Here is a 13,027-nt window from a genome sequence, read left to right on the forward strand (position 1 = left end):
TCGACGCGGGCTGCGCAGCGACGGGCTGTACACCGCCCTCGGCAGCCTGCCCGACGCCGATCCGGACGATCGGAGCCCCTGTGATTTCCGGCCGGTGATCGTGACTACGGAGGGCAGGAAACCCTTTCATCCCTCGCGCTCTGTTCCGGAAGGCGTAATCCCGGCCGCCGGCAGTGCCTCGGCATCCCGGTGGATGGTGCGCACCGAGACCTCCAGGCGCTGGGCCAGCCCTGTCGCGGGGACGCGCTCCCACTGCTGGAGCAGCAGGAGGACGGAGAGGAGTCGGTCGAACTTCACTCTTTGAGTCTTCCCTATACCTGTCGGTGGTTGTCATGTCTCGGTTTCACGATGGCGCACGCCGGTACGAACCGAATGGAGAGACTGTGAAGCGTGCCGACATCCAGACGCTCGCCTCCCAGGTGGAGGGACCCGTCCTGCTGCCCGGGGACAAGGGGTACGACGAGGAGCGCACCGGGGCGAATCTCGCCGTCCGGCACGAACCCGAGGTGATCGTCGGAGCCGCGCGGGCGGAGGACGGTCCAGGAGGCGGTCCGCTTCGCCGCGGGACGTGGACTGCCCGTAGCCGTGCAGTGCACCGGGCACGGCTACGCCGCCACCGCGCGGGGCGGGCTGCTCGTCACCACGACCCGCATGACGGGTGTCGACGTGGACCCGGACCTGCGAACGGTGAGGGTCGAGGCAGGCGTCCGTTTCGAGCAGGTGATTCCGGCGACGGCGCCGCACGGGCTCGCGCCGTTGAACGGGTCCGCCCCGCACGTCGGCGTCGTTTCCTATGTCCTCGGCGGCGGCGTGGGTCTGCTGGTGCGCACATGCGGCTATGCCGCGGACCGGGTGCGCGGCCTGGAACTGGTGACCGCGGACGGAGAGCTGCGCGCGGTCACCGCGGACAGCGACCCGGACCTGTACTGGGCGGTGGTGGGCGGCCGCGACAACTTCGGGATCGTGACCCGGCTGGAAAGGGATCTGGTTCCGGTGTCCCGGGTGTACGGTGGCGGCTTCTTCTACGACGCCGAGGCTGCGCCCGGCGTTCTGAGCGCCTACGTGCGGTGGGCCGACGGCATGGCCCCGGGAGATGAACTCCTCGGTCGCGCTGATCCCCATGCCGGACGACCCGGAGGTGCCCGAGCCGATGCGCGGCCGGTGCGTCTACCACGTGCGGATCGCCTACACGGGCGACGCGGCGGAGGGCGAGCGGCTGGTGGCGCCACTGCGGGAGGCCGGGCCGGTCCTGCTGGAGATGCTGCGGGACATGCCGTACACGGAGAGCGCCTCCATCCACGACGAGCCGCCGGTCCCCCTCCCGTTCCAGCGGGAGACCACCATGCTGCGCGAGGTGAGCGACGACGTGCTGCGGACACTTCTGGAACACGCGGGCCCGCAGGCGCCGGTGCCGTGCGTGGTGGAGCTGCGGCACCTCGGCGGCGCCGTTGCCGAACCGCCCGAGCACCCGAACCCGGTGGCGCACCGGGACGCCCCGTACCTGCTGTCCGTCGTCACCCTGCTGGTCGGGATCACCGCCGAGGACACCCGAGGGGTGTACGAAAAGCTCTTCGAGGCGCTCGAACCCTTCTCGTCCGGCGCCGGCCTCAACTTCCTGGGCTTCGGCGCGAACGCGGGCGAGAACCGGGTCCGCGTCGCCTATGCGCCGACCGACCTGGAGCGATTGGCGCGGCTGAAGGCCGGGGACGACCCGCAGAACCTCTTCCGCCTCAACTACAACATCCCGCGGCCGCCGATGCGACCGCGGCGAACTGACGGGGAGCCGCCATGACCAATCCCCCATCCCCGCCGACTTTCCCCGCACCGACCGTCCCACCAGCCGGCGCGGCGCCGAGGACGGACTGCGCCGGGTACTTGCCCTGGGCGCGGTGTGCATGGCCGTCGTCGGAGTCGGCTATCTGGCGGCGGCCGGTCCCCGTCGTGCGCGCCGGTGCCGACAGGGCGACAGCTGAACCGAGCGACGGATCACGCTGCTCAGGATGCGGCTGGACCCCACCACGAAGGCGTACGTCGTCCGCCGCACCGGCGAGGGCAAGGGCCTGCGCGACGCGCAGCGATGTCTCAAACGGAACCATCTGCTGCCACAGGCGCAGATGGCCGACTTCGCAGCTGTCGTCGATGAGCTACCGGCAGGCGTCAGTGCAGCCGTCGGCGCATTCCCTGTCCTCACCGTAGTAGGAGCGGATCGGCCGTTCCTCTCGCTGGACATCAGGGCGTGAGCCGCCGGGTGGCGATCACAACTGAGTGGTCTCTGTCCGGTTTCGATCGGAGTGCCCAACTATGAGATTATATGACTGACTTCCGTCCGGTTCCAATCGGGGTGTCCGACTGTAAAATTATCAAAAGGCGGTTGACGATCAGGATCAAGCCAACCTAGGCTCCTTCTCGGTTCGAACATGGAGATGGGGGAAGTGCTGCTCTGCGGCGCGATAGGGGGCTGGGGGAATTTCACGACTTTTTCAAGGCGCCTCGGGTCGTGCGCGTCCTGGTTTCCTAGGCCATTTTCCTCTGTTCGGCTATTGGGTGTCCCGTGGTCCGGCTGTTGCGTGTTCGTCGTCCCATGGCCGCTGTTTCTCGGTGGCGGCGATTCCGGTGATGATGTTGAAAGCGTCCGGAAGTGCAGTGGTGGCCCAGCCGCGCCCTCGTGAGGTGTTGTGTGTCCAGTCCTTTTGAAGAGAACGATGGCAGCTACCGCGTGCTGCGCAATGACGAAGAACAATACTCGGTGTGGCCGGTCTCGGTGGACGTGCCCGCAGGATGGCAGATCGCACTGAACGACGCGAACCGCCAAGACTGCCTCGCCTTCATCGAGGATAACTGGCCCGATATGCGGCCGCGCAGCCTTCGCTGGGCCATGGCGCCCACTACAGGTGCCCATTCCGGCATAGAAAGTTGAACTCGAGACCAGGGGGACGACGCGTGCGCTCGCACATACTTGGCCGCATTGAACTCGACCAGGAACGCCTGGCAAAAGATCTCGCCTATCTCGCCGCGGTGCCCACTGTGGAGGAGGAGTACGACGAGTTCAGCAACGGGTTCTGGAAGAACATTCCGCTGTACAATGCGAGCGGTGGCAGCGACGACAGGCTGTACCGCGACCTTCACGGCGCGGCGGCGCAGATCACCGAGCACGTGGAGCACGTTCCGTACCTCGACGAGATCATCACCACCGTCTACAACGGCGAGCGCCTCCAAATGGCCCGCACCAGGAACCTGAAGAACGCCGTCGTCATCCCGCACCGCGACTTCGTGGAGCTCGACCGCGAACTCGACCAGTACTTCCGCACCCACCTGATGCTTGAGGACAGCCCGCTGGCCTTCCACTCGGACGACGACACCGTCATCCACATGCGGGCCGGCGAGATCTGGTTCCTCGACGCCGCCGCCGTCCACTCGGCCGTCAACTTCACCGAGTTCAGCAGGCAGTCGCTCTGCGTCGACCTCGTCTTCGACGGCGCCTTCGACGAGAAGGAAGCCTTCGCGGACGCCACCGTCTACACCCCGAACCTCAGCCCCCACATTCACGAACGCAAGCCGTTCACCAAGGAGCGGGAGGCGGGGATCCTCGCCCTGTCCGGCGTGATCGGACGAGAGAACTTCCGGGACATCCTGTTTCTGCTGTCCAAGGTCCACTACACCTACGACGTTCATCCGAGCGAGACCTACAAGTGGCTCGTGGCCGTCTCGAAGGGCGCCGGGGACGACGAGATGGTGGAGAAGGCCGAGCAGATCAGGGACTTCGCCATCGGCGCACGGGAACTCGGCGAGCGCTTCTCGCTAACCACCTGGTAAGCGGCGGGAGAACGGGGCCCGGGGGAACAGTGATCGAGGAAATACTTTCCGTCGACGTGATGTCCGCGGAGGCGTTCGACGACGACGCGGACATTCATCTCTTCGCCGAGGAACGAGCGGCCGTCGCCGACGCCGTACCACGGCGCCGACGAGAATTCTCGACGGTACGCCGGTGTGCTCGCAGCGCGCTCGGCGAACTGGTAATTCCCCCGGCTCCCCTGCCGCCCGGGCGGCACAGGGACCCGCAATGGCCGGCCGAAGTGGTCGGCAGTATGACGCACTGCTCCGGATACCGTGCCGCCGCGGTGGCCGGGGCCAGCCGGCGGCGCTCCGTGGGCATCGACGCAGAGGAAAGCGCCCCGCTTCCCGAAGGCCTGCTCGACCGGGGCGCCCTGCCGGCCGAACGGAACCTCGCGGAACGGCTCGGTGCGCGGAGCGACGCGGTGCTCTGGGACCGATTGCTGTTCAGTTGCAAGGAGGCGGTCTGCAAAGTCTGGTTCCCCCTCACCCAGCGGAGGCCGGGGGTCGGCGGGGCCCGGATCGACATCGATTCCGGCGGGTTCTTCTCCGCGCGATTCCTGGCGCCCCCACCCCGGGCGGCCGGGAATTCGGTGCCCCGGCTCACGGGCGCTGGATGCACCGCGGCGGGTTCCTTCTGACAGCCATCGCCCTCCCCCTGTCCGTAAACGAATCCACGGTTTGCGCCACGCGCATTTGGGCACCCTCGCGCGCCTTTTCTAGGACGGAAAACCGATGACCGAATCGCCCACGTTCACCGAGACCTTCACCGTCACCGCCGACAACCCCCTGTTGCGCGGGCACGTCGTGTACGGCCGCAGCCTGCTGCCCGGTGTCGGTTACGTGGACCTGGTGCTCCAGGTGCTCGCCCGGCACGGACACCCCATGCCCGAGGTGGAGCTGCGCAACCTCACCATCCTCGCGCCGCTCGTCGCCGGGCCCGGTGAGGCCGCCCTGACCACCGTCGAGGGGCGCCCCGCGGCGGGCGGGGGATGGCGCGTCGAGGTGCGCAGCCGCCGCGCCCAGGACACCACCGACGTCCTGCACGCCGTCGTCACCGCGTACCACCGCGGCCCCGTCGCCTTCACGGAGCGGCTCCCGCTGCCCGTCCAGGGGGCGACCCGGCGCACCACCATGGACGAGATCTACACCTGGTGCCGGGAGTACGAGCTCTTCCACTCGGGTCTGATGAAGCTCGGCGGTGCCGTCTACCACCGTCCCGGCGACTGGATCGCCGAGCTGGAACTCGCCCCCGAACACCAGACCTCCACCGGCGCGTTCCTCTTCCACCCCGCCCTCTTCGAAGCCGGGCTCCTCGGCGGCGGTGTCGCCCTGGGCATGCTGCACGGGGACAACGAAGGCCCCGGCCTCTACCTCCCGCTGATGTTCGACCGGTTCCGCGCGGCCGGGCCGCTCGGCGAGTGCTGCTACGTCCGCGTGCCCGCCGACTCCGTCCGCCGCGACGACGAGCTCATCCGCCTGGTCGTGGAGTTCTACGACGAGGCCGGCCAGAAGGTCGCCGAGGTCGGCCAGTTCGTCGCCAAGCGCATCCGGGCGGCCGGCGCGCTCGACGTGCGTGGCGACGCTCCCATGGCGACCGCACCTGCGCCGGTCCCGGCCGCCCCCGCTCTCGGCGTGTCGGTCTCCGCCGTGCTGCGGGAGTTGGTGGGGGCTCGGCTGGGGGTGTCCGCCGACTCGGTGGACGCGGGGCTGGGCTATTACGAGTTGGGGTTGGGGTCGGCTGATCTGTTGGCGTTGGTGGGGGAGTTGGAGGGGCGGCTGTCGGTGGAGTTGTCGCCGACGGTGATGTTCGAGCACCGGACGATCGCGGAGCTCGCGGCATGGCTGGAGCCTCAGATGCCCGCGGGTGCCGTCCCCGCTCCCGCGGCGGCCGCCCCCGCTCCGGTGGCGGATTCCCTGCCCGTCTCCGCCGTGCTGCGGGAGTTGGTGGGGGCTCGGCTGGGGGTGTCCGCCGACTCGGTGGACGCGGGGCTGGGCTATTACGAGTTGGGGTTGGGGTCGGCTGATCTGTTGGCGTTGGTGGGGGAGTTGGAGGGGCGGCTGTCGGTGGAGTTGTCGCCGACGGTGATGTTCGAGCACCGGACGATCGCGGAGCTCGCGGCATGGCTGGAGCCTCAGATGCCCGCGGGTGCCGTCCCCGCTCCCGCCGCCGAGGCTCCGGCCGAAAGGGCCCCGGTCCCGCACGCCCAAGTCACCCCCGACGTCCTCTCCGCCGTACGCACCGCCCTCACCGAAGAGGTGGCGGCCCTGCTCGGCGTGCTCCCCGCCGATGTGCACTCCGACGCGGAGCTGGGCGAGTTCGGGCTGGACCTGGGCGGACGCGCGCGGCTCGCCGAGCGGGTGAACGAGCGGTACGGGCTGGCGCTGACTCCGGGCGTCTTCGGCGAGCACCGCACGCTGCAGGCCATGGCGTCCCACCTCGTCGGCACCCACGGTGTCCAGAACACGCCCGCTGCCCACGGCAACCCGCCGAGCACCCTCGCCCCGCAGGACCACTCACGAAACACCTCCGTCCCGAAGACCCACCCGCTGCTCCAGCGGACCGTGCCCGGCGGCCCGGCGGACGAGGTGACGTACGAGACCCGCTTCGACGGCTCGGAACCGTATCTGCGGGACCATGAGGTCCGCGGCAGCCGGGTGCTGCCCGGGGTCGCGCATCTGGAGATGGCGCGGGTGGCGGTCGCCCGGGCGCTGGGCCGGGAGGACACCGCCGCCGTCGGGCTGACCGGCGTGGTGTGGCTCCGGGCCGCCGTGTGCGGCCCCGACGGGCTGACGCTGCGCGTGCGCGTGCGCACCGGCGCGCAGGGCTGCACGTACGAGATCCTCGCCGTCGGCCCCGACGGCACCACCACCCTGTGCGGCCAGGGCCGGGCGGGCCTCGCCGAGGACGCCACCCGGCGCACCCTGCCCCTCGCCGAGCTGCGGGCCGCATGCACCGAGGCGACGTACTCCGACGAGCACGTCTACGGCCTCTACGACGGCCTCGGCCTGGAGTACGGCCCCTCGCAGCGGTCGCTGACCGAGCTGCGCACCGGCAGGGACGCGGAGGGCCGCCGCCAGGTCCTCGCCGAGCTGCGCCTGCCGGAGGCGGCCCAACCGCTGCACGGCGGCCTGCTGCACCCGAGCATCCTCGACGGCGCCCTCCAGGCCACCATCGGCCTGTGGCTGGGCGACGGCGGCTCGGCGGCGCTCGCCCTGCCGTTTGCGCTCACCCGCGCCGAGGCCCTCGCCGCCTCGCCCTCCCGGGCGTACGCCTGGATCCGCCACCAGCCCGGCAGCGGCACCGACCGGGCCGCCGCCCGGCTGGACGTCACCGTCGTGGACGAACAGGGCCGCATGTGCGCCGAGCTGACCGGGCTGTCCAGCCGGCCGCTGCCCGCCGTCGAGACGCCGGCCGAGCCCGGGGCCGTACGGCCCGGTGACATCGCGATCATCGGCGTGAGTGGCCGCTACCCCGAGGCCGCCGACCTGGACGAGTTCTGGCAGAACCTGCGTGCGGGCCGCGACTGCGTCCGCGAGGTCCCGGCCGGCCGCTGGAACCACTCCCGGTACGCCGAGGCCGGAGCCGGCGGCTGGGGCGGCTTCCTGGACGACATCGACCGGTTCGACCCGCTGTTCTTCCAGATCTCGCTGCTGGAGGCCGACCACCTCGATCCGCAGGAGCGGCTGTTCCTCCAGTGCGCCCACCACACCCTGGAGGACGCCGGATACACCGCCGACCGGCTCTCGCGCGGCGCGAAGGTCGGTGTCTTCGTCGGCGTGATGTACCAGGAGTACCAGCTCCTCGGCGCCCAGGCGCAGGAGCGCGGCGAGCCCGCGGCGCTGTGGGGCAGCGCCTCCACGGTCGCCAACCGGGTGTCGTACTTCTACGACTTCCACGGGCCGAGCATGGCCGTGGACACCATGTGCTCCTCCTCCCTGACCGCCATCCACCTGGCCTGCGAGGCCATCCGCAGCGGTCAGTGCGGCACCGCGCTCGCGGGCGGCGTCAACCTCACCCCGCACCCCAACAAGCACCTGGTGCTGGGGCAGCGCAAGTTCCTCTCCAGCGACGGCCGGTGCCGCAGCTTCGGCGAGGGCGGTGACGGCTATGTGCCCGGCGAGGGCGTCGGCGCCGTCCTGCTCAAGCCGCTGGAGCGGGCCGTCGCCGACGGCGACCGGATCCTGGGGGTGATCAAGGGCACGGCGGTGAACCACGGGGGACGCACCTCCGGCTACTCGGTGCCGACCCCGGTCGCCCAGGGCGAGGTCATCGCCGACGCGCTCGCCTCCGCCGGGGTCGACCCGCGCGCCCTGAGCTACCTGGAGGCCCACGGCACGGGCACCTCCCTGGGCGACCCGATCGAAGTCAGCGGCCTGGAGCGGGCGTTCAGCAGCGCGGGCGGAGCACCCGAGCGGCTCGCCATCGGCTCCGTGAAGTCCAACATCGGGCACCTGGAGTCCGCCGCCGGCATCGCCGCCCTCACCAAGGTGCTGCTCCAGCTGCGCCACGGCGAACTGGTGCCGAGCCTGCACTCCGCGACGCTCAACCCGCACATCGACTTCGAGCGCACGCCGCTGCGCGTCCAGCGGACCCTGGAGCCGTGGCGGCGCCCCGTGCTGGAGGGCCGTACGCTGCCGCGGGTCGCCGGGGTGTCCAGCTTCGGCGGCGGCGGCGCCAACGCCCATGTCGTCATCGCCGAGTACCAGCCGCCGGCCCGCCCGGCCGAGGCCCCGGCCGACGCCCGCCCCGCGCTGCTGGTGCTCTCCGCCAAGAGCGTGGGCCGGCTCGCCGAACAGGCCCGTCGTCTGCACGCCCGGCTCGGCGAGGCGACCGACGCGGACCTGTCCGCGATCGCCTTCACCCTGCAGACCGGACGTATGGCGCTGGAGGAGCGCCTCGCCTTCGCCGCGAGCAGCCTGGCCGACGCCCGCGCCCGGCTCGCCGCCTTCGCCGCCGACCCGGGCGCGCAGGGCGCCTGGCACCGGGGCACCGTCCGCCCGGACCGGCCCGCCGACGCCCCGGCGGCGCGCGCCGCCCTGGACGCCTGGACGCGGCAGGGCGCGTACGAGGACCTGCTCGCGCGGTGGGCCGACGGAGCCGAGGTGCGCTGGGAGGACGCCTGGCCGGCCGGCAGCGCGGTGCGGCGCATCGGCCTCCCCGGTTACCCGTTCGCCCGCGAACGCTGCTGGTTCGACCTCGGCACCGAGGGCGCGCCGCACCGGCCCGCGCCGGCCGGCACCCCGGCCGCCGGCGGCGCCGACGTGGTGCTGCTGCGGCCCGAGTGGGCCGAGCGGCAGGCCACGAACGCGGCGCCGGGCGCCTTCTCGGAACGGCACGTCGCGGTGCTCGGCCTCGCCGCCGACGCACGCGACGCCCTGCGCTCCGAGCTGCCCGCCGGAACCGGGTGCACCTTCCTCGAACCGGCGGACGCACCGCTGGAGGAGCAGTACGCCGATGCCGTGCGGCAGGTGTTCACGCTGACCCGGCGGCTGCTGGAGCAGGGCGTGCGCCGGCCCACGCTGCTCCAGGTGGCGGCCGTCGGCGACAGCGACCGACTCGCCTGCTTCAGCGGCCTGGCCGCGCTGCTGCGCACGGCCAGCCTGGAGAACCCGAAGCTGCACACCCAGTACCTGGAGTGCCTGGACGGGGCGTCGCCCGCCACCGTCGCCGCCCGTCTCGCGGCCGAGGCCACCGGCGACCCGGAGCCCGAGGTACGGCACCACGACGGCCGCCGCCAGGTTCGCCGCCTCACCGAGGTCACCGGCATCCGGCCCGTCGCCGCGCCCTGGCGGGAGGACGGCGTCTACCTCGTCACCGGCGGCATGGGCGGGCTCGGCCTGCACGTCGCGCGGGACATCGCCGCCACGGTCGCGCACGCCACGGTGGTCCTCACCGGGCGCTCGCCGCTGACCGACGAGCGGCGCGCGGCCCTGAAGGACCTGCGCACCACCGGCCTGACCGTCCAGTACGAGAGCGTCGATGTCGCCGACCGGGACGCGCTCGGCGCCCTGCTGTCCCGGGTGACCGTGGACTACGGCCCGCTGACCGGCGTGCTGCACGCCGCCGGGGTCATCGAGGACAACTTCGTCGTCCGCAAGAGCCCCGGGGAACTCGACCGGGTCCTCGCCCCCAAGGTTGCCGGACTCGTCCATCTGGACGAGCTGACCCAGGAGCAGCCGCTGGAGCTGTTCGTCTGCTTCTCCTCCCTCGCCGGTGCCTTCGGCAACCCCGGCCAGTGCGACTACGCCGCCGCCAACGCCTTCATGGACGCCTACGCCGGGCACCGCGACCGGCTCGTGCGCGCCGGTCGGCGCAGCGGCCGTACCGTGTCCGTCAACTGGCCGCTGTGGGACGAGGGCGGCATGGGCACCGAGGGCCCTGTTCGTGAGCAGCTGCGCGCCCTGGGCCTCGCCCCCCTGGACACGCTGCGCGGCCTCGCCGCCCTGCACCAAGCCCTGGTCGGCGCCGAGGGCGGCGTCACGGACGGCAGGCTGCTGGTGGTGGCGGGCAGCCGCGAGGCACTGCTGACCCGGCTGACGGAGCGCGCCGAGGAGGCCGCACCGCACACCACGGCGGATACGACGGCCACGGCTCCGCAGGCCCCCGTGCCCGCCGCGGCCGGCGGCGGATCCGTACGGTCCGTCGAGGACCGGGCCGTGGCGCACCTCAGGCGCGTGCTGGCCTCCGCCCTCAAGCTCGGGCCCGAGCGCCTCGACCCGGACACCCCGCTGGAGCGGTACGGCATGGACTCCGTGCTCGCCGTGACCATGGTCCAGCCGCTGGAGGACACCTTCGGGCCGCTGTCGCGCACGCTGCTGTTCGAGGTGCGGACGGTGCGCGGGCTGGCGCGGTACCTCGCGGACGAGCACGTGCAGGCGCTGCGCGCCCTTGTCGGCGAGACGGCGCCCGGGACCGGCCGGCCGCAGACCGTCGCAGCCGAGGCCCCCCGGCCGCAGACCGCCGCACCCGAGACGGCCCGGCCGCACGTTACCGCCCCCGACCCGGTCTCGCCCCCGGCGGGCCAGGACATCGCCGTCATCGGCATCGGCGGACGCTACCCGCACGCCGACGACCTGGACGCCTTCTGGGCCGCGCTGCGCGAGGGCCGGGACTGCGTCACCGAGGTCCCCGCCGACCGCTGGAAGACCGAAGACGGCGCCCAGTACGGCGCCTTCCTCGACGGCATCGACCGGTTCGACCCGCTGCACTTCGGCATCTCGCCCCGCGAGGCCGCCGCGATGGACCCGCAGCAGCGGCTGTTCCTGGAGACGGTGTGGCACCTGCTGGAACAGGGCGGCGTCACCCAGGAGGTGATCGAGCGCCGCTACGGTCGGCGCGTCGGCGTGTACGTCGGCGCCGCCTACCAGATGTACCGGGCCGACGCCTCCGAACCGGTGCTCGCGGCGCTCACCTCCTCCGCCTCGTACAACCTGATCGCCAACCGCGTCTCGCACTTCTTCGGCCTCGAAGGCCCGAGCCTCGCCGTGGACAGCATGTGCACCTCCTCGGCGATGGCCGTCCACCTCGCCTGCGCCGACCTGCTGCGCGGCGAGTGCGAGCTGGCCGTCGCGGGCGGGGTCAACCTGACCGTGCACGAGGACAAGTACGTCGCGCTCTCCGAGATGCAGCTGCTCGGCACCCACCCGGGCGCCCGCAGCTTCCGCGACGGCGACGGCTATCTGCCCGCCGAGGCGGTCGGCGCCGTCCTGCTCAAGCCGCTGGACGCGGCGCTGCGCGACGGCGATCCCGTCCTCGCGGTCCTCAAGAGCACGTCCTCGCTGCACGGTGGCCGTTCCAACGGCTTCATGACGCCCAGCCACCGCACCCAGGTCGCGGCGATGCGCCGGGCGCTGGAGCGGGCCGGTGCCGAACCCGGCTCCATCGGCTACGTCGAGTCCGCAGCGAACGGCACCGCGTTCTCCGACGAGGTCGAACTGCGCGCCCTGCGCGAGGTGTTCGCCGGTGTCACCACCCCGGTGCCGGTCGGCGCCGTGAAGTCGAACCTCGGGCACCCCGAGGCGGCCTCCGGCATTGCCCAGCTCACCAAGGTCGTCCTGCAGCTCCAGCACGGCCAGATCGCCCCGCTCGTCGACGCCGGCACCGCCAACCCCCGCCTGGACCTGGACGGTTCGCCGCTCGAACTGTGCGAGCGGCTGACCGACTGGGAGCCGCGCGGCGGCACGGACACCGGCGGCCCGTCCCTGCCCCGCCGCGCCCTCGTCAACTGTGTCGCGGCGGGCGGCAGTCACGTCAGCATGGTCGTGGAGGCACCTCCGGCCGCCACCGAGGTCCGGACCTCCACCCCGGACACCGCGCCGCAGGTCGTCGTGGTCTCCGCCCGGACCGAGGAACGCCTGGCCACGGCGGTACGGCGCCTGCACGACCACCTGGCGGCCCTGCCGGACGAGGACGGCACCGTCAGCCTCGCCGACATCGCTTACACCACACAGCTGGGCCGCGAGCCGCTGCCCGAACGGCTCGCCGTGGTCGCCGCCGACCGTGCCGAACTGGCCCGGGCGCTCGCCGACCACATGGCGGGCATCCCCGCGACCGTGCCCGTCCACCGGGGCAACGCCGACGAGGATCCGGGCCCGCTGGCCTCCGTCCTGTCCGGCACCCGGGGCGAGGCCTTCCTCGCCGGGCTCGCCGAGGACCGGGCCCTGGAGGAACTGGCCGCCCTGTGGGTGCGCGGGGTCCGGGTGCCCTGGAGCGCGCTGCACACCGGGCGGCGCTGGATGGTGCCCTTGCCGGCCACCGCGTTCGAGGCGGGCAGCTACTGGGTCGGACGCACCCCGCAGGCGGCCGTACCGCCGCTGCCGGCGCCGGACGCCGTGCCGCCCGCCGACGCTGTCACCGACGCCGAGCAGACCATGGCGCAGGCCTGGGCCGACGTCCTCCAGGTCGACGCGGCCATGCTGACCGCACGCACCGACTTCTTCTCGCTCGGCGGCAACTCGCTGCTGGCCACCCGGTTGATCAACCTGCTCAAGGAGCGGGCGGGCGTCGAGCTGCCGACCGAAGCGGTCTTCACCGCACCGCGCCTTTCCGACATGGCCCGAGAACTGCGCGCTCGCCTCCCCGTGGCCGGGGACGCCAGCACGCGCGAGCTGGATCTGATCCTCGAAAGCATCGCCCTCGTCGAGCACATGAGCGACGAGGAGCTGGACGCGCTGGACATCGAGAGCTGAGGCA

6 protein-coding genes and 2 pseudogenes are annotated in these 13,027 nt (G+C 72.2%); 7 read left to right on the forward strand and 1 reads right to left on the reverse strand.

What is annotated here, in order from left to right; all coding sequences use genetic code 11:
- Positions 1-156: 156 nt before the first annotated feature.
- Positions 157-297: pseudogene (locus KYY02_RS12975) on the reverse strand (HTH domain-containing protein); the annotation flags it as partial.
- Positions 298-573: 276 nt separating this feature from the next.
- Here KYY02_RS12975 and KYY02_RS12980 point away from each other — a divergent pair.
- From KYY02_RS12980 to KYY02_RS13010, 7 genes and pseudogenes are all read left to right on the forward strand, one after another.
- Positions 574-837, forward strand: a pseudogene (locus KYY02_RS12980) (FAD-binding protein); the annotation flags it as partial.
- Positions 838-1,093: 256 nt separating this feature from the next.
- On the forward strand, positions 1,094-1,792 hold the full coding sequence (locus KYY02_RS12985) for a BBE domain-containing protein (protein WP_371238062.1): 699 nt from the start codon (positions 1,094-1,096) through the stop codon (positions 1,790-1,792).
- Between the two features lie 208 nt (positions 1,793-2,000).
- Positions 2,001-2,240 carry a hypothetical protein gene (locus KYY02_RS12990; RefSeq protein ID WP_371238063.1) on the forward strand — a complete coding sequence of 80 codons (240 nt, stop codon included), beginning with the start codon at positions 2,001-2,003 and terminating at the stop codon, positions 2,238-2,240.
- Between the two features lie 437 nt (positions 2,241-2,677).
- Positions 2,678-2,917, forward strand: a complete 240-nt coding sequence (locus KYY02_RS12995; RefSeq protein ID WP_371238064.1) for an MbtH family protein — start codon at positions 2,678-2,680, stop codon at positions 2,915-2,917.
- Between the two features lie 23 nt (positions 2,918-2,940).
- Complete coding sequence (locus tag KYY02_RS13000) at positions 2,941-3,813, forward strand: aspartyl/asparaginyl beta-hydroxylase domain-containing protein (protein ID WP_371238065.1); 873 nt, start codon at positions 2,941-2,943, stop codon at positions 3,811-3,813.
- A 29-nt stretch (positions 3,814-3,842) separates the two neighbouring features.
- Entirely contained in the window at positions 3,843-4,472 is a 630-nt protein-coding gene (locus tag KYY02_RS13005) for a 4'-phosphopantetheinyl transferase family protein (protein WP_371238066.1), read from the forward strand.
- A gap of 94 nt (positions 4,473-4,566) precedes the next feature.
- Entirely contained in the window at positions 4,567-13,023 is an 8,457-nt protein-coding gene (locus KYY02_RS13010; protein WP_371238067.1) for an SDR family NAD(P)-dependent oxidoreductase, read from the forward strand.
- Positions 13,024-13,027 lie beyond the last annotated feature (4 nt).

Origin of the sequence: Streptomyces pimonensis, assembly GCF_041380215.1 — a bacterium.
In the GTDB taxonomy this organism is placed as follows: domain Bacteria; phylum Actinomycetota; class Actinomycetes; order Streptomycetales; family Streptomycetaceae; genus Streptomyces; species Streptomyces pimonensis.